This window comes from Paenibacillus sp. FSL R5-0713, from assembly GCF_037973325.1.
Classification (GTDB): Bacteria; Bacillota; Bacilli; order Paenibacillales; family Paenibacillaceae; genus Paenibacillus.
The window spans coordinates 3,388,318-3,406,359 of sequence record NZ_CP150229.1 but is presented as its reverse complement, the minus strand read 5'-3'; the positions used below and the strand labels follow the sequence as shown (position 1 = coordinate 3,406,359).

Here is an 18,042-nt window from a genome sequence, read left to right as displayed (position 1 = left end):
TATGCGTTTATTAATTGTGGATGACGGACATTACGTCGTGGAGTACATGAAGCATTTGCTCGATTGGAACACTTTCGGCATTGACCAGATCGAGACGATGACCAATTCGATTGAAGCAAGGGACATGCTGACTCAAAATCACATCGACATTCTGATTACTGACATCCGAATGCCCGAAGTCTCTGGTATCGATCTGCTTCAACATATCCACCAACATGGCTTGTCAACCAAAGTTATCATCCTCTCCGGTTACTCCGAGTTCGAATATGCGCAACAGGGAATTCGTCTGGGTGCACTCGACTATCTGCTCAAACCTGTCGATAAAGATGACGTGGAGAAAGCCATGTCCAAAGCCATTAACAATATTGCAAAGACAAGGCCCGCCCAATCTATTGTATGGGAAAACTTCGATGGATTGGCGTTTCTGCTCTCGCTGCTGGGTCATAACGGGACATTAAGTAAGGAGTATGAGGCTTATACTACATTTCTAGGGGAACGCCATTTTTGCTGTCTCAAGCTGGAAGGTTTCACACAAGAACAGGAGAGTATTATAAAATATGCTGTCGGAGACAAATTGGATCGTCTCGTATGGGCTACCGGAACCCGACTGACTGCTTTTATTCCTGAAGAAGCTGCTGGAGAACTGACTATCAAACTGGAGCAATCGGTCGTGTCTCCTCCATTTTTGTTAACTGATCGAAACATGACCCGACAGATATTCTACAGGTTCTTCCTTAATGAAGATGTACACTCAGAAGACTTCATAGCCATATTCAACCATTCTCCATCATGTGGTGATGGGGAGTCAGCCGGACACATTATTAAAAAATATGATCATATCCGTTCCCGAAAGCAAAAAGTAATCTTTCTCATGGAGATCATTCGATATGCGTATCTGACGGACAAGGATCGTGATACCACCGAGACCGTGGATTGGATATTCAACCAGTTACAGTATCCTGATGAACTATCGTCAACTCTCATGGAACGGGTCAGTCGCATCACAAACAACAAACATATGTCCATTCAAACCATCATCGACAAAGTACAAACGTATATCGAAGAGCACCTGTCACATGGCCTTAGCTTGGATGAACTAGGCAAAGTTGCACATCTGCATCCGGTCTACTTTTCCAAACTGTTTAAACAGGAGACGGGCGAAAATGTGTCAAACTACATTTCCAGGAAGAGGCTGGAGAAAGCTTCTCAATTGCTTCAAGATTCGGAACTACGGGTCCACGATATCGCGCAAATGGTCGGTTACAAAAAAAATCAATATTTTATCCAGCTGTTCAAGTTGGAATACGGAGTTACGCCTTATCAGTACCGAAGAAATATGATCCATCAATGACTTCGTATGTATAGGTTGTTTTAATAATATGTGTAATGCAGTACGGAAAAAGCCCAACATCCTACTCTTGTGATTACAGAGTGAGTTGGGCCTATTTAGTGCCGTTTAACCTTGAGTTAGGTCGATCATCTTATCGAAGCAATATGAATCTCTGTCATAGCCGTTATGTTCATAAAAAGCATGGGCTTCGATTCGCTTAACTCCGCTACATAATATAATACTTGCTATTCCCCGTTCTTGGGCATAATTTTCAGTCTGTCTTAGTAATTTTGTTCCGATTCCCCTGTGTTGAACATTTCTTTTAACCGCAAGACCTTGAATATGTAGATAACCAATTGGAACGCCAACAGATAAAGCTTGAACAATAGTTACAAATCCGACCACTTCATTTTCTATTAATGCGACAAATGTTTTATAATTCCCTTCCCTATTCATCTCTTCCATAGTCTCTCGAAAGTTTGCAATATTAACATTGCTCATTCCAAGCACATCGTTCCATAAAAAAACAACCTCAGCATAATCAGCTGATATTATTTCTCGTATTTTAATATCCATATCTAACCCCCTCAAGAAAAATAATCAAACAATCTTCCCTTTCCCTCTAATGGCGCTGTCTGTAACGGCAAGTTATAGGGCCATCCTTTGTGGGGATGACCCATACTATACGCTGAATTTATTCCGTTGTCTTCTTCGTTAATGCCTGCATTTCGCAAACATCAGTGCGTTATTTTTTCTTCACCGGTATCCAGATTTCTCCTGAAACATTTCCATGCCGTGCCATTCCATAATACATTTCGAAAGTAGGGCCCTCAACCTGTTCGTATTCAGATGTCGGAAACCACTCAGAATAGATTCGTACCCATAGTTTTTGCATATCACTTTGCGGCTCGGGGAAAACCGCCCACGTTAATGCTGGGACAGCAAGTTTTGTGAATCTCTCTGGAATCTCAAGTCCTTTAGGTGCATGATAACAGATCATGTATTTGAAAGATTCTTTCGTGTGATCATAGAGGGCGGCATGCAACATGGTATCACCAAAACGTCCCAGTAAGTCATTCATATGATCAACGCTGCCATCATCATCACATTTTATACGGAATTGAGGTACTTCAGCGAATGCTGTTTTTTGATCTGCATTGATAATCCCATATACTCCAAACATCTCAAACGAATCTCTTTGCTCAATACGGTAATTCATTTCGACATCCCCTTTAATTGAAATGTGAAAGGACATTCGAGGATAGGCTTTTAGAGAGTTGCCTGTATTGCGTGCAAATGTAGGCATAATACCATGAAGATTCTTAAAGGCTCGTGCAAACGCCTCCGGCGAATCATATCCATATTTCATAGCTACATCAATAACCTTTGATTCTGTTGTCTGCAGTTCGAATGCTGCCAATGTCAACCGTCGACGTCGAATATACTCCGATAATGATACGCCAGTAATAAATGGAAACATTCTCTGGAAATGATAGGTAGAGCAACAGGCTCTCTGTGCTATTTCATCAATTGAAATAATGTCCGCTAGATTTGATTCGATATATTCCATGGCACCATTCATCCTGTCCAACCAATCCATCGTAGTAGTCCCTCCCTTCAAGGTAAGCTTATGGGAAATACATAATGAATACCTTGCAATTTATGCACGAAAAAGTCACTCCGACAAAAGAGCAAATTTTCTAGGGATAAATCTTGAATTTATTTATTTGCCTCAATTGTAAATTTCCATTGGATATTTTCATTTTCCCAGTCACGATGCTCATCAAATTTTTTTATTTTGAAGCCAGGTGTAATTACGGAATTTATTATATCAATTAGGGTGTCTTGAAACCGCATACAATTATATGGAGTACATATGAGATTAAGCCCCATCATGTATAATCAATTCTACTCAATAACCCACAGAATTCCTTAAAATAAGAATATTCTCCTGAAGGAACATACGATTTTTTTCAATGCCTCTATTTTTACACCAAACAACTGCGCTGAAAGCATCGTACAGATCGTAAAATGGCAGCACTCTTTCCAGATCCAACATAGGTCGAATTGATTCATAGCCTTTAATATACGGGATCTTAGTTCTCGGATTGACTTTCCAAATATATCGATTCACTTTTGTGAAATCTATTTCCGAGGAACCGCTACGAGCGCTCTCGAAATCAATAATACCAGCAACCTCGTTACCATTCACCAATATATTACCTGGTCTAAAATCCATGTGAACAATGCATGGTCCGTCAGGATGCGGTAAAGCAGAGAAAACACCATCAAAGTGATGAATACATCTCTCATACAATTCAGAGTCGAGAATTTCTTTACAGGGCTCTTTCCACTTTTCAAAGTTACTTTTGATATATAATCTCCAATTATTTTGGTCAAGTAACTTAAAACCATCAGTTCCATGGTAACCATACCCAGAAGTTTTAACCTCATGGAGCATAGCATGATACATGCCAATCTGATAAGAAAGACGCTCATCCATCTCTCCTGTAAAAGGCATACCTTGAAGTGCTGAAAGGAGCAACGCTCCAACAGCACTTTCATCCCCGTACCAAATGTCCAATACCTTAGGAACAGGTATTACCCCCTTTAATCGTTCGAGGATCTGAAATTCACGGTATAGTTTATCCTTATTAAATGGGATTTTCACAAATACATTTTCTCCACTGACAAGAGTAAGTTTGTAAACATCAGAACTATATGACTCTGGAACATCTTCAATATGTAAGACCTTCAACTTTAGCTTTTCTATAACTTTCAGAATGGTATTCATATGTCGCCTCCTGTTTTGGAGAATACATGGCAGATTATTCTACGAGAAATATCTCCCTGAGTGCAAATCTTCTATTTCATAAGAAAGTCTTTTAGTATGCGGCTTCATATAACATTGAGCTTTTTGCAAAATATCTGTATGTCCACCTAAATCATACAAGATCGTAGTAGATAACACTTGTACAATATAAAGGATCGTTTGAGTTGCCATCCATTCAAAAAAATTGAAAAATTTCTCTATTTGTTCTTTGTCGTTATTTTCACGAAGCAATCCTTCTACATAAGTAGCCACTTCATCACCGAAAAACACATGACCTAAAAACTCTTGATTTAATTCCAAGTGCTCTATGTAAGAATCGCAAAATTCAGGAAACAGTTTTAAGAATTGATTGATTAAAATGTCTCTGTCCAATCTCAAACCTCCCTTTTTACTCAGACTTACTGTTCTTTTCGTTTGAAAAACATCTTGCCAACTATAAGTCCCATCGCAGATGAAATGATCAGATATCCAAAGAACAAGAAAAGTAAATAAACACCATGAAGATCTGCAGGAATCTGTTTTACACCTTCAAACCAAACCAAACGAAAAGGATAAAAAATGACTACCCAAATGATTAGCAAGAAGAGAAGAAAATTAATTATTTTTAGCACAATTACGATCCTTTCAAGTCTGAGTGGAAAAAGTTGAATGTACATGCTTCATTTTTCATTTCGCATTACCTCACCACTGTCCGCACTATTATAGTAAACATATGTATTGGAATTGCTATGTTAATCTATAAAACTACAAAATTATAACAGGAAAAATTAGGGGCATTTCTTATTTTTCATCAGATCCTAAATATACGTTAAATCCTTCCATAAATTCAACATAAATTAATAAGTTAACGTAGATATTACGATCTGCTATAACGTACACAAGAAAACAAAAAAGTCGCTAAATTTAGCGACTTCAAGTTTGCACAAATTTATTGAGTAACAATAATTGGACCATTTTTAGTAAGAATAATCGTATGTTCGATCTGAGCTACATGGCTGTTTTTAGTAGCAAAGGTCCAGCCGTCTCCGGTCTGGAATACTTCTTCTTCTGAAGTTGAGACAAATGGCTCGAATGCAATAACCATGCCTTCTTTTAACAATTCATCATCCGATGGATCATTATAATTATAGATGTGGTCAGGGGCTTCGTGTATCGCACGTCCAACACCATGCCCCGTAAGGTTTTTAATAACCGTTAGTCCATGCTGTCTGGCCGTTTGGAATACCGCTTTTCCGATTCCACTTTTTTTGGAGCCCGGTTTTGCTTTCTTAAGTCCTGCTTCGAATGCCAGTTTAACAACGTCGCATATTTTCGTTAATACTTCTTCACCTTCGCCTACGACAAACGAAATTCCCGTATCTGCGAAATAGCTGTTCTTGGAGCCGGACACATCAATATTCACGATGTCCCCTTCTTGAATAACCCGCTCTCCCGGAATACCATGTGCCACTTCTTCATTAACACTGATACAAGTAAATCCCGGGAAATTATATTCACTTTTTGGAGCAGACACTGCACCAGCTTTCTCAAAAAGTGCTCCAGCTAGATCATCAAGCTCTTTAGTTGTTATGCCTGGAACTGTTTTTTGTACCAATTCATCTCGAATAGCACCAACAATTTTTCCGATTTCTTTCAAACCATTAAAGTCTTCTTCTGTTCTTGCGATCATTTTTTCTACCTCACTATCTTAATCATCAATTAATTAATCATATCCAAAGCAGCATAGCTTCGCAACTTTTTTATCAATATTGGGCTATAATTGCTCACTTATCGGTTTCCCTGATCTTGTTGATTATGTCTGTCAGAACTTGAATATCGCCACGGTTAGCAGCATCCAAATGTCATGAGTCATGATTGTCACATAAATTCAGTTTTATAAAAGTGACTAGTCGGTGGAGTTCATCAAAACAGAAAAAAAAACGAAGGTCAATGCCTTCGTTTTTTCTATTATGCTTATTTTGAAAGTGACTGCGAAAAAAGCCTCCAGTGATCCTACGTCCTCTTTAAAAACGGAGCCATACGCTCATCTCACCAGCCTTGCGATTCCCCCACAAATAATAGGGAATGGCCTTAAAACGTACAGCCTTTCTCTGATTAATATAAGAACGGTACGGTATCCCGTCTAACCATAAATTGCTGTCATCAGGCACGAGACCATCGCCTTCTATGATGACACAACCACCTAGTAGATCTGGATCAGCATACTCCGTTAATTGTGGCTCCGCAGCCAACGTGATTGTAGTGAGCGGGGCTCCATTGTCTGCTTCTTCGATGCAATACACGAGCGGGCCGCGTTGAATGGCTACTTTGCCAGCATCTGCCCGAATGGATGGGTGTGCAGCAATTAAATTTGGCTTAACCGGAAGCAACCACTCTACTATATTTCCATCTGACCAACTTCTCTTTATTTTTGCGTACCCATTCTTAATATGAAAATCTTGTCTTTCTCCATTCACCTTCAACACGGGCTGTTCCTCCTGGAACCAATCCGGTATACGTAGCGCAAGTTCAAATTCGACAGATTCGCTATCCTTGGGAAGCTGAACCGAGAATTCAACATGACCGTTCCAAGGCAGATTAGAACGTTGATGCAATGTGATTGTACTGTCGGCAAGTTGAAAGGAAACTTTGCTTCCAATATACAGATGAGTATAGATCGATCTCTCTTCTTCTGATATATCGTATATATAATCGTCCAATGAACTTAGTAAGCGTGAGACATTTGGAGGACAGCAGGAGCAACCGAACCATTTTTGTCGGACGGGCTTGACGTGATGTTTATCTGGATTTTTCAGACTTGCTTCTGGCCATACCTCAAGTGGATTGACATAGAAGAAATGCTTCCCATCCCTAGACATGCTACCGAGAACATTGTTGTACAGCGCTCGCTCCATAACATCTGCATATTCACTCTTCGCTTCCAATTGAAGCATGCGGCGCGCCCAGAAAATCAAACCAATGGAAGCACAGGTCTCTGCGTATACGGAATCATTCGGAAGATCGTAATCAAACGTAAAAGCTTCCCCGAGATGTGTCGAACCAATGCCGCCGGTAATGTACATTTGTTTGCCTGTTGTGTTCGACCAGAGTCGTTCACAGGCCTCCTTCAGTCCGTCGTCACCTGTTAATCTCGCAAGATCAGCCATCGCTGTGTACATGTAAACTGCCCGAACAGAGTGCCCAACCGCTACTTTTTGCTCACGAACAGGAAGGTGAGATTGATACATTTCCAGATTAGGCGTTCCATGGGACCAGATGTTTGTCCGGTTACCACCTTCCCACTCCTTGATAAAATAATTAGGCTGTTTACCACGTTCATCTATGAAGAACCGACTAAGATTCAGATATCGCTCTTCACCTGTAATGGTATGAAGCTTGACCAATGCTAACTCAATTTCCTGATGCCCGCAGTAAGCTCTTATCTGTCCGGGCTTGGGTCCGAACATACGATCAATCAGATCAGCGAATCGGCAAGAGATGTCCAGTAATCTACGCTTGCCTGTCGCCTGATAATACGCTACTGCGGCTTCAATTAGATGACCTGCACAATACAGCTCATGCGCTTCATAAAGATTGGTCCATTGTCTCCCAGGTTCCTGGATTGTGAAATAGGTATTCAGATAACCATTGTCATGTTGAGCTTGAGCGATCAATTCAATCGAATCATCGGCGATCTGCTCCAACCACGGATCGGGATGGTGACGGAGCGAATAAGCAACGGCCTCCAACCATTTGTAGAGATCACTATCCTGAAATACCCAACCACCAAAATCGCCTTGCTCCAAGCTAGCAGCAATACGGAAATTTCGAATGGCATGACTAGGTTCAGCGTCCTCCACCCTGTCGTTCAGAGCTTCCCATTGATAGGGAATGACTGTTTCTCGTACAAGATCAGAATATGTATTCCAAAATTGGTCTTGAATTTCAATTTGCTTTTGTCCCATTACACACACCTCGAATTTATAAAATTTGACTCTTTACAACGTCGAGTATATGCTTTTTCGTAAAGCCATAATAGTAATGGAATGAGCTTTTTTCTATACAAAATGACACTGAAAATGAGGTTGATTCATTGGACAAAGAATTCATTGTTGCGTTACAAACCCCACCCCTTCCATATTACTGGGAATCTGGTCGTTCAACGTTTCGTGTAGGAGACCGTCATCCGAATCGAAGAAATTTCGGCCTGTTTGATGTGCTACTCGTGGTCGATGGAGAACTACATATCGGTGAGAACGGGTCGGAATGGACACTTGCTACAGGTGATGCACTAGTATTACTGCCGGAAGGTGAGCATTACTCGTTCAGGCCCTGCGAACAGGAAGCAACGTTTTACTGGGTTCATTTTGAGCATGTGGACTGGCATCAAGGTCCCTTAATAGAAGAGTCGGAAGCAGCAATTCCGCTATCGCCATTTGATAAGCCTAAGTCCATACGAATACCTAAGAAAACCACATTGCTAAACCCCCAGCTCGCATTTGATATGATGCACCAGCTTGTACTATTGCCCGTGGGAGAATCCTTCTGGGAGAAGCAACAGCTGCTATTCCGTTTTTTGGCTATACTCGAAAATGGCACCTCAGATATGGCCAAGACACCTGCTTCACGCCTTGCTGAGAGCGTAGCCTTATTTCTGCAACAGAACTACCAAGAGGAAATCACCAATGAAACTCTCTCGTCAGCATTGCACTTCCACCCTAGCTACATCGTTCGTTGCATGAAAATGAAGTACGGTGTGACACCTGTTCAATATTTACATCAATTCAGGATAGAGCGTGCCAAACAGCTTCTGGTTTCGACGGAATGGTCGATAGATCGTATTGCGACTGAAATAGGATTTCAATATTCTCCCTACTTTTCTACCTGTTTCAAGCGAAATGTTGGAATATCTCCCCTTCTGTTTCGCAAGAAATATCTTAACTAGTGAGACAAATTCATGAACTTATTAGGATACTGTGTGTAATTACGAACAGACCAAAAACAACCTGCACTTTTTTTCTATTTATTTTAAATAACATAAAATAACTTCATTGGGTAACACTACAAACAAATTTCCCATTTTGGAGTGAAGCCTGTGAGGACATCCGCAACAACAATCAGTACCTCTGAAGTAATAATTGTAGTTATTAACTCCATCCTTGGTGCAGGAATACTAACGCTTCCTCGTACGATTGGCAAGGCGGTAAAAACACCAGATGTATGGATCTCCGTCATTCTGGCTGGTTTGATCGTAACGACAATCAGCCTTCTTCTTGTAACGTTATGTCGCAGATTCCCCGGTAAAACGGTGTTCGAGTTTATTCCTGAAATCACGGGAAAATGGATTTCTTATCTGTTAGGAATTCTAATTATCGTATATTTTATTGTTCTATGTTCATTCGAAGTCAGAGTCATGGCTGAAATTACAAGTATGTACATCCTTGAGCGTACCCCTAGCTGGGTCACCATTATGGTTAGTTTGTGGATTGGTATTTACATGCTAACGGGTGGTCTTATGGTCATCATTCGTGTCTTTTCAATCGTTCTGCCCGTTACGCTAGCATTGCTCGCACTGGTGTTCCTTTTGAGTACGAAAATGTTTGATATCAATAATCTCAGACCCATGCTAGGTGAGGGGATTATGCCTGTATTGAAGGGACTTAAGCCTTCTTGTCTCTCCTATTCCGGATATGAAGTTTTGCTCATCGTCACAGCTTATATGACAGACGTGAAGGCAAGTAATAAGACGTCTATTTTCAGTATACTTATATGTACGATTATATATATGGTAACAATTGTTACAGTCGTGGGGAATTTATCTCTGTCGGGTGTTGAGACACGGATGTGGCCAACGTTTGATATGGTTCGGAGTTTTGAAATTGAAGGATTTTTATTTGAGCGCTATGAATCGCTTTTCATCGTATTTTGGCTAATGCAAATTTTTGCAACCTATGCCTTCAAGCACTATTTTGCATCCATTGGTATACGAGATTTGTTTCGTCTCAAAAATATTACCGGAATACAATTTGCGATGTTACCCGTGCTCTATTTGATTGCTTATTTACCCAAAAACCTGGAGGAAACGCTAGCTTTGGGCGATTTTCTTGGTAATATGTCCATTTTTTTATTTGGTTTGTTACCACTGCTGCTGCTGATTCTTAGCTTTGTTCGTAAGAAAGGCGGGAAGCAAGCTGCTAGTGGAAACCTTAAGGTAAGTTAAATGTTGGGTTGTATAATGCATGGTGTGATTCGTACAAAAAAGAAAAAAAGCCGCTAAAATAGCGACTTTCAAGGAAAGCGTGATTATTTATTGAAAGTAACTTTCTCTGAACTGCCTTCAAAAATGATTGAAGTGTCCCTCGGTTTCGACTCCGCAATTTTACGACCGCCTCTGAAGGAATACAGTACACCGGCTTGTTTGCGAACAGCCTCATACTCGTTCTCTGCTTCAAGTACGATAAAGTTAGCGGGTTTGCCTTCTTCAATACCGTATACATCTTCAATGTGTAACGTTCTTGCGCTGTTTTTGGTAATGAGATCAAGCGAATTCACGATCTGGTCGTAACCAAGCAACTGCGACGCATGAATCCCCATGTGCAGCACTTGTAACATGTTGCCCGTACCCAGAGGATACCACGGATCGAAGATGTCATCGTGACCAAAACATACATTCAGACCTGCTTCCTGCAACTCTTTAACACGTGTCAGACCTCTTCGCTTCGGATACGTGTCGAAACGTCCCTGCAGGTGAATGTTGACTAGCGGATTGGAGACAAAGTTCAAATCAGCCATCTTAAGCAGGCGGAACAACTTGTACGTATAAGCGTCATTATACGACCCCATTGCTGTTGTGTGACTTGCCGTTGTGCGTGAACCCAATCCACGTTCGTAGGCTTCCTTGGCAACGACTTCTACGAAACGAGATTGCTCGTCATCGATCTCATCGCAATGAATATCAATGAGCCGATCGTATTTTTCAGCCAGATCAAACGCAACTTTCATGGAATCAACGCCGTATTCCCGCGTGAATTCGAAGTGTGGAATACCACCGACCACGTCAACGCCCATTTTCAGTGACTCCTCCAGCAATTCCGCACCGTTTGGATAAGAGTGAATGCCTTCCTGTGGGAAAGCAACAAGCTGAATGTCCATATATGGAGCCATTTCTTCTTTGACTTCAAGCATCGCTTTAACTGCGATCAAGCTTGGATCTGTAACGTCCACATGAGTCCGTACATGCTGGATGCCCTGTGCCAATTGCCACTTTAGCGCCGTTTTGGAACGTGTTTTGACATCCTCAAGCGTCAGGGATACCTTGCGCTCTGACCAGCGTTGGATGCCTTCGAACAGCGTTCCGCTTAGATTCCACTCCGGCTCGCCTGCTGTTAGCGTTGTATCGAGATGAATATGAGGTTCGATAAATGGTGGCAGTACAAGTGATCCGTTGACATCAAGGATCTCTTCATTGTCGGTCACTTCCAGTGATTGTGTGATTTGTTCGAACTTCCCGTCTTTCACAACAATACTCCATAATCCTTCTTTACCCCGCAATTTTGCGTTCTGTATAATCATTTATTTTCCCCATTTCTTTGGATTCTTTGGCAGGAACAATCAACATCAAGATGATATAAGCTACTGCTGTACCAAGCAGTGCATTCAATGGTGTTACGCCAGGAGCCAGTTGAGCGAATGCCACGCCGATGGCCCAAGCGACGAGCGCTACCCAGTTTACATTTTTGAAAGACATATCCGCAAAAGGCTTATAGTTTCTACGTTTCACAATGAAGTAATCTGCAATAATAATAGCTCCGATGGATGGTATCGCCGCGCCAAGTACGTTCAGGAAACTGACGAAGTTGTTGTACATCCACATGGCGAATACGGTACCGACGATGCCATTAACAACGACGAAGAATTTCTTTGAAATTTTGGTGATGTTGGCAAAACCAAGACCTGAAGCGTACAGTGCATTATCGTTGGTCGTCCAGATATTCAAGCCCAGAACGATGATCGCCGGGATGATCAATCCTTGCAGGAACATGACCTCCGAGATATCAGCCAGGTTATACGCCATTGCGCCAACTGCTCCGAACAGAAACATAAGCGAGTTGCCCAGGAAAAAAGCAATAACGGTTGCGGTAACTGCCTGTTTGGATGTCCGGGAGAACCGGGCAAAATCAGGTGTCAGTGTTCCGCCACTGATGAATGATCCGATACAGATCGTTAATGCTGCCGCAGCAGTAAGTGACTGAGTCGGCGTGTAATCTAGCAACCCTTGCAGACCACCCAGCGAACCTGCACCTTCGAACATGGAATAACCACCGAGAATGGCAATCGCAGGAACTGCGATATAACCGAGAATGACGAGTGACTTCATACCGAAGATGGCCGATGCCGTCATGGCAAGTCCAAATATGATAATCAACAGATACACGTTCCAGTCCATCGCTTTCGCGACTGGAATGGCGAACATGGCTACGCCGACTCCGAACCATCCGACCTGTGTGAAGCCTAGCAGGAACGAAGGCAGATACGACCCTTTTGCACCGAATGCATACTTAGCGAGCAAATGTGTGGACAAGCCTGTTTTGGCAGCGATATGGGCCAGTGCCCCTGTGTAGATACCAAGCACCAGATTGCCTGCAAGCACGATGCCAATGAACTCCATGAACGTCAAGCTGACGCCCAATGTGCCTCCTGCCAGCATGCTTGCTGAGAAAAATGTAAAACCGAGCATGACGGATAACGTCTTCCAAAAGTTGTTTCTTTGTCCTTTCGGCACCGCTTGCCATGAAAACTCTTGATCTTGTTTGCTCATCAGAATACCCCCAACATAAAGTGTATCTGATACCAAAAAAAGCAGAAAAAAGAGGCTACTTCATCAGGTTTTACACTGACAAGTAGCCTCTTTTTGTATCATAACCCGCGCGAAGACACAGAGCATCCCATGACGGGATATGCCCTGATTCTCGCGTGATTATGAAATCCGCTGCCCTTGCCAGCCTCTCTGGACTGAATTAAAGGTACCAGTATTCAATTACATTCTATTATTTTGGAAAAACCTGCGGTTGTCAATGTCATTATTATCCAACGGTTATTAATCCCTTATACAGCATGCTGTTTTTTTGTCGTAATCACCTCTCGGCATTAGCTCAACCGAATTCGTATAACAACTGATTATTCATAGCAGACTTCGGATCCATATCAATTACGCTCTACATCAGAGTTTGGTTGGAGAATCCTGAAATTCAGACTAGATTTATTAATACAACAGCCAATACAACAAACAGGATGTCTCACAAGTCATAAATATGACGGAGGACATCCCTACTTAATGTGATTTTCTGCTAATGAACCTGTAAATATATAAATTTTATTTATGTGTGCTTAATAATTCTTCAAAAGCTTTTATATTCGTGTCAAAATCAGGAACGGTTTGTGTTTCTTCAGCAGATTTGACCAGCTTTACAACCAAATCATTATAAGGTGTCGCAATTCCGGTGCCTTCTGCTTTGCTTGAAACTACCCCGTTAATATAATCAATTTCCGTTTTGCGGTTCTTCTCCAGATCTTGAAGCATGCTTGCTTTGAGCAGTCTGGATGGCTCCATCACGTAACGTAATGTTTTCACTCGTTCAGGGATATCGGCTTCGCTGTTCAGTTCGAGTGAAGCGATGTCGAATCCATTCATTTTAACCAATGTGACCCCATTAGCACGAGCAACTTTAATCGTCTCGTCTGCAATATGAGCTGCACTCACAATACCGGCTTCATGATCAATAATGTCCCCATATTCCCCATTCAATGCAGCTGACAACCCACTGAATGCATTGTTGATCAGCAATTTGGACCATTTGGTTCCAACCAGGTTATCGGAAATATGTGTTCCGCCCACAAGGTCCAACACCGATTTCACTTGTTGAATTCGTTCAGTGATTACACCATTCAATTCACCAATTTGAAAAGCATACTGCTTAAATTGAGTGTACTCCGTTGTGAGACTGGATACACCTGGTTCAATAAACGTAGCGCCAAACTCAACAGAGCCTGCGATGACGCGTTTTTCACCAACAATAGAAGCGACTTTTTCTTCCGGAATCCCGTTCTGCAACGAACACACCATGCTGTCTTCTTTCAAGAATGGAAGTAATTCCTGAAGAATGGAGTCGTTATAGAGTTGTTTGGTCAAAAGTAAAACGAGGTCATATTGTCCCGATTTCTGATCAGGCGTAATGGCTTTTACTTTTGCCTGAAACTTCGTAGTACCCGTCACTTTAGCACCCGTCTGATTTAAAGCTTCAACATGCTCCTGATATGCATCAATTAACTCAACGTCCATTCCGCCATCCGCCAGGTATGCACCTACGATGGTTCCCAATGATCCTGCTCCTACAATTGCAATTCTCATTTTATTTTTCCTCCTTATTTCTCTTCCAGGTAGTTGTATACAGGTTGTGCAGCGTTCAAGGTTAAGTTGGTAAGGATATGAGAAGCGGACACAACTTCCAACACAGGCAGATCTGCTAGAGGTGCCAATGCATGTTCGAACAGTTGCAGCCGCGCAGGTCCTGTCCAAGCCTCTTTCACTTCGATGTCTGTAACCTGAGTTCGGATCAGATCACATACTCTTAAATGCCCGGTATAGTCTGTCGCAATCTTAATCATAAAGTTAGGTCGGCATATCTCATGTTTGGCGAGTTCTTTATCCATCTCTACATGTTTATATCCCATCGTTGCCGTGGCTACACGCAGCGTTCCATAATCAAGTGTGCCGACAAGTGTATCTGAATCGGTATACAACTTCGGTGCGCCCAGCTTTTTCGGATAGGCGGTGAGTTCTCGACCACTTGCAATCGCGGGGAAATTGTCTACATACATCGAATGCACATAATCGCCCTCCTCCCCATTGAATTGCACAGGGATAACTTGTCCAGCTTCCGTGTAGGCGCCCAGTCCAGATACATCGGGCATCCACATCACTTCGAATTTAACCAAAGGTTCAGTAATTTCCAAAGGCTCGGGCACGGCTGCCCGCAACGCTTTTTCATCAGTTCGATAAATAATGTTCAAGTATTCACGATTCACGAATTTGTACGGTGGCATTGGATATGCCGGAGCCGTTAGGGGTGTATTCAGATTTTTAGCTATGTTATTCACATCGATTTTCATCAAAGACACCTGCCTCATACATTAATTAAGTTTTGTTATATAAAAATTTGAACTGTATCTCATAAAAAAATTCTACATCAATATTTAAATTTAATATAATACATAATAAGTACTATATATATTTATCAAAATAAATAAGAGGTGCAGACAAATGGAATTGCTTCAGCTCAAATACTTTCAGACCGTTGCCTATACTGAACACATCTCCAAGGCAGCTGCACAATTGAATATTGCTCAACCTTCCCTAAGCTTGACGATTAAACGACTTGAAGATGAACTGGGCACGCCTTTATTTCACAGGAGAGGACGAAACATTCAATTAAATGCCTCAGGTGCAATCTTATTGAAACACGTAAACCGAATTTTTATTGAAATTGAAAATGCAGAGATGGAGATTAAAGCGGAGGAACATCATATATCCAATACGATCAGGATCTCCATTACGAATACCCGCTTCCTCACCGGTCTCATAAGTGACTACATCAACGCTTCTCCTGATACCAAGCTCCATCAAGGCATAGGAACGCGCGCTGAGATTATTACAGGTTTGAAGAAAGGTGAGTTGAATCTGGGCATTACGGGGCATCCGATTCAGGATGAGGAAATTGAGAGTGTTGTGCTTGTCGAGGAGGATATTGTTCTGGTTGTGCCAACAAATCATGCATACGTCGGAGAGACAAGCATCTCATTGAGTGTTGTTGCAGATGAGCCCTATATTTCGCTTGCAGATAATAAGGAATATAGCCGGTTTACAACCACCCTCTGTGAGAAAGCAGGCTTCCTTCCCAACCTTGCATTTGAGGTCGATTCTCATACCCTGCTCGAAATTATCAGACTTGATCAGGGTGTTGCATTACTTCCTATCTCCGTATGTAGAACACTCGGGTTAAGCTATGTAAAAATTACTGATAATTCAGCGATATATCCAATTAGCCTCTCCTGGGTCAAACAAAAATGGTTATCCCCTTCTGTTGGAGAATTTCGTGATTTTATTACTTCGTACTATGAAGACCATGCTGGCTTGTTTAAAGTGCAATAGAATATCTTCCTAAATGACATATGGTAATTGTTAAAAACAAAGACCACGTTAATCCTTTTGAAGGAAACGACGTGGTCTTCTATCGATATCTGTTCCTAGTTGAACTGTAGTCTATCCTTGTACCAAACGTCTGGAATCATCTGACGCTCCAGTTCCAACAATTCACGGATGATCTGGTCCGCGTCATGGATGGAACTCACGAGCGGGTCAGTGAGCATCGCTCTTCGCAACTTCTCATAGCTCTGTTCCAGCACAGCTTCCACCGTAAGTTCATGCGTATCCAATACAAGTTCTTGCATCCCTCTGATCCCACGCGGCATCTCGCCTACATGGAGTGGTCTCACACCATTCATATCTACATCGCATAGTAGTTCCAGGAAGGAATCTGCATTCATATTGGTTACCGCACCTTGATTGAGTGTATTGACAAAGAACTTCTTGCCCAAATTTCCCACCATATTTTCAATGATATCGGTCGCATGATCCGGGCCAAATGTGTTCATATAGTCGGCAATCGGTATAGTACCTGCAAGGAAGTCATCCACCTGCTGCCACATCTCATCATGCCGCTGATACCTATCCTCTGTCTCCCAGATTGATAACGGAGGAATCGTGTCCGTTGTCTTGCCAAGCCCTTGCCAATATCGAACGTATTCCTTCGTATGTGCCGTGCAAGTGGGAATGATTCCGAAAATATTATACAGTTCGTAGGTAATGGCATCGTTAAAAAGAGCTTTGGCTCCCCGATCACCGCCGTTGTTCTCTTCACCTGCCATCTTGCGCATGGCTTCTGCGATCGTGGGCATCACATTGTTTCCTTCATACTCGGCTTTGAGCAGCCAAGTGAAATGATTGACTCCAGCGATGCGGAAATCGAATTTTCGGTCAATTTCTGTGGTGAACTGACTGTTCTCTTCAATGATGCCAGCTCTTACCGCGTAATAGGCTTTTTTATGCGGCATATGATGACTATCGCACAGCGCAAACGACTTAAGCTTCGGTGCATAGCGATGTAATGCGATGCCATGAACGGTTGACGGGTTAATATAGTTGATCACCCAGGCCTCTGGACACAGTTCCTCAATATCCTTGGCACATTCCATAATCACCGGCAGTTCCCGCATCGCGCGAAAGATCCCACCCGGGCCGATCGTATCACCGGAACACATGCGAATCCCATATTTTAGAGAGACTTGGCAGTCGATGCCACGATATTTCACCGATTGCTCCGCAAAGCTGAGTACAACGAAGTCGGCTCCGGGAAGTACCTTTCTACGGTCGACCGAGCCCTCGATCTTTAAAGATACGTTGTTCTCCCTAGCGACCATCTCCGCCAGAGTTACCATTTTCGAGAGCCGTTCCTCGTCCGTATCGACCAAAGCCAGCGTGCCCTGATTCAAATAGGGGGAGTGAACCATCTGCCAGATGGACTGACGACCGAAAAACAGGCTTCCTGCGCCAATAACGACTACTTTCGGATGCTGTGTGCTTATATCATTCATTAAGTACCCTCCTTGTAACGATATAAGTTCATTATAGGGGAGTGGGATGGAATCGGAATGTGTGATAGTTTTCAAAAGATGTCAAATCGTACGATAGTTAACAAAGGGTAATTCCTTTGATATGATAGGGGAAAATGAAAGATGTCATAAAGTAGAGAGGATTCGGCTGAATTCGATGCAATCGAGAACT

The 18,042-nt window shown here is 42.2% G+C and carries 15 protein-coding genes; 4 read left to right on the top strand and 11 right to left on the bottom strand.

The genetic code is table 11. The annotated features are described in order from the left end of the window. Position 1 precedes the first annotated feature (1 nt). Positions 2-1,351 carry a response regulator gene (locus tag MKZ12_RS15220; RefSeq protein ID WP_339255192.1) on the top strand — a complete coding sequence of 450 codons (1,350 nt, stop codon included), beginning with the start codon at positions 2-4 and terminating at the stop codon, positions 1,349-1,351. A 105-nt stretch (positions 1,352-1,456) separates the two neighbouring features. On the opposite strand, the gene MKZ12_RS15215 is transcribed toward MKZ12_RS15220, so the two are convergent. From MKZ12_RS15215 to MKZ12_RS15190, 6 genes are all read right to left on the bottom strand, one after another. Continuing rightward, positions 1,457-1,906 carry a GNAT family N-acetyltransferase gene (locus tag MKZ12_RS15215; protein WP_339255190.1) on the bottom strand — a complete coding sequence of 150 codons (450 nt, stop codon included), beginning with the start codon at positions 1,904-1,906 and terminating at the stop codon, positions 1,457-1,459. A gap of 169 nt (positions 1,907-2,075) precedes the next feature. Then, positions 2,076-2,930, bottom strand: a complete 855-nt coding sequence (locus tag MKZ12_RS15210) for an AraC family transcriptional regulator (RefSeq protein WP_339255188.1) — start codon at positions 2,928-2,930, stop codon at positions 2,076-2,078. A 312-nt stretch (positions 2,931-3,242) separates the two neighbouring features. Further along, positions 3,243-4,124 (bottom strand): aminoglycoside phosphotransferase family protein, encoded by an 882-nt coding sequence (locus MKZ12_RS15205; protein ID WP_339255186.1) that lies wholly within the window; start codon positions 4,122-4,124, stop codon positions 3,243-3,245. Positions 4,125-4,163: 39 nt separating this feature from the next. Further along, positions 4,164-4,535, bottom strand: coding sequence for a hypothetical protein (locus MKZ12_RS15200; protein ID WP_339255184.1), 372 nt, complete (start codon positions 4,533-4,535; stop codon positions 4,164-4,166). A 556-nt stretch (positions 4,536-5,091) separates the two neighbouring features. Beyond that, complete coding sequence (map, locus tag MKZ12_RS15195; RefSeq protein WP_339242788.1) at positions 5,092-5,832, bottom strand: type I methionyl aminopeptidase; 741 nt, start codon at positions 5,830-5,832, stop codon at positions 5,092-5,094. A 334-nt stretch (positions 5,833-6,166) separates the two neighbouring features. Next, entirely contained in the window at positions 6,167-8,107 is a 1,941-nt protein-coding gene (locus MKZ12_RS15190) for a beta-L-arabinofuranosidase domain-containing protein (protein ID WP_339255182.1), read from the bottom strand. A 128-nt stretch (positions 8,108-8,235) separates the two neighbouring features. Here MKZ12_RS15190 and MKZ12_RS15185 point away from each other — a divergent pair, with 128 nt between their 5' ends. Together MKZ12_RS15185 and MKZ12_RS15180 are read left to right on the top strand one after the other, a co-directional pair. Then, on the top strand, positions 8,236-9,087 hold the full coding sequence (locus MKZ12_RS15185) for a helix-turn-helix domain-containing protein (RefSeq protein ID WP_339255181.1): 852 nt from the start codon (positions 8,236-8,238) through the stop codon (positions 9,085-9,087). Between the two features lie 150 nt (positions 9,088-9,237). After that, positions 9,238-10,362, top strand: a complete 1,125-nt coding sequence (locus MKZ12_RS15180) for a GerAB/ArcD/ProY family transporter (RefSeq protein WP_339255179.1) — start codon at positions 9,238-9,240, stop codon at positions 10,360-10,362. A gap of 83 nt (positions 10,363-10,445) precedes the next feature. On the opposite strand, the gene MKZ12_RS15175 is transcribed toward MKZ12_RS15180, so the two are convergent. The 4 genes from MKZ12_RS15175 to MKZ12_RS15160 all read right to left on the bottom strand — a co-directional run bounded on the left by MKZ12_RS15175 (position 10,446) and on the right by MKZ12_RS15160 (position 15,311). Further along, positions 10,446-11,714, bottom strand: a complete 1,269-nt coding sequence (locus tag MKZ12_RS15175; protein ID WP_339242781.1) for a cytosine deaminase — start codon at positions 11,712-11,714, stop codon at positions 10,446-10,448. Next, positions 11,683-12,960, bottom strand: coding sequence for a cytosine permease (codB, locus tag MKZ12_RS15170; RefSeq protein ID WP_339242779.1), 1,278 nt, complete (start codon positions 12,958-12,960; stop codon positions 11,683-11,685). The genes MKZ12_RS15175 and codB overlap by 32 nt, the downstream gene beginning before the upstream one ends. A gap of 555 nt (positions 12,961-13,515) precedes the next feature. After that, positions 13,516-14,550, bottom strand: a complete 1,035-nt coding sequence (locus MKZ12_RS15165; protein ID WP_339261261.1) for a ketopantoate reductase family protein — start codon at positions 14,548-14,550, stop codon at positions 13,516-13,518. 14 nt (positions 14,551-14,564) lie between these two features. After that, positions 14,565-15,311, bottom strand: a complete 747-nt coding sequence (locus MKZ12_RS15160; RefSeq protein WP_339261430.1) for an acetoacetate decarboxylase — start codon at positions 15,309-15,311, stop codon at positions 14,565-14,567. A gap of 151 nt (positions 15,312-15,462) precedes the next feature. Here MKZ12_RS15160 and MKZ12_RS15155 point away from each other — a divergent pair, with 151 nt between their 5' ends. After that, the gene (locus MKZ12_RS15155) at positions 15,463-16,350 is read left to right on the top strand and encodes a LysR family transcriptional regulator (protein ID WP_339261259.1); all 888 of its coding nucleotides are present in this window, start codon (positions 15,463-15,465) and stop codon (positions 16,348-16,350) included. Positions 16,351-16,445: 95 nt separating this feature from the next. Here MKZ12_RS15155 and MKZ12_RS15150 read toward each other — a convergent pair whose 3' ends face one another. Beyond that, on the bottom strand, positions 16,446-17,852 hold the full coding sequence (locus tag MKZ12_RS15150) for a glycoside hydrolase family 4 (protein WP_339261258.1): 1,407 nt from the start codon (positions 17,850-17,852) through the stop codon (positions 16,446-16,448). Between the last annotated feature and the right edge of the window lie 190 nt (positions 17,853-18,042).

Coding starts and splice junctions, on each gene's coding strand:
- MKZ12_RS15220 (WP_339255192.1), top strand. CDS start 2: ATGCGTTTATTAATTGTGGATGACGGACATTACGTCGTGGAGTACATG.
- MKZ12_RS15215 (WP_339255190.1), bottom strand. CDS start 1,906: ATGGATATTAAAATACGAGAAATAATATCAGCTGATTATGCTGAGGTT.
- MKZ12_RS15210 (WP_339255188.1), bottom strand. CDS start 2,930: ATGGATTGGTTGGACAGGATGAATGGTGCCATGGAATATATCGAATCA.
- MKZ12_RS15205 (WP_339255186.1), bottom strand. CDS start 4,124: ATGAATACCATTCTGAAAGTTATAGAAAAGCTAAAGTTGAAGGTCTTA.
- map (WP_339242788.1), bottom strand. CDS start 5,832: ATGATCGCAAGAACAGAAGAAGACTTTAATGGTTTGAAAGAAATCGGA.
- MKZ12_RS15190 (WP_339255182.1), bottom strand. CDS start 8,107: ATGGGACAAAAGCAAATTGAAATTCAAGACCAATTTTGGAATACATAT.
- MKZ12_RS15175 (WP_339242781.1), bottom strand. CDS start 11,714: ATGATTATACAGAACGCAAAATTGCGGGGTAAAGAAGGATTATGGAGT.
- codB (WP_339242779.1), bottom strand. CDS start 12,960: ATGAGCAAACAAGATCAAGAGTTTTCATGGCAAGCGGTGCCGAAAGGA.
- MKZ12_RS15165 (WP_339261261.1), bottom strand. CDS start 14,550: ATGAGAATTGCAATTGTAGGAGCAGGATCATTGGGAACCATCGTAGGT.
- MKZ12_RS15160 (WP_339261430.1), bottom strand. CDS start 15,311: ATGAAAATCGATGTGAATAACATAGCTAAAAATCTGAATACACCCCTA.
- MKZ12_RS15155 (WP_339261259.1), top strand. CDS start 15,463: ATGGAATTGCTTCAGCTCAAATACTTTCAGACCGTTGCCTATACTGAA.
- MKZ12_RS15150 (WP_339261258.1), bottom strand. CDS start 17,852: ATGAATGATATAAGCACACAGCATCCGAAAGTAGTCGTTATTGGCGCA.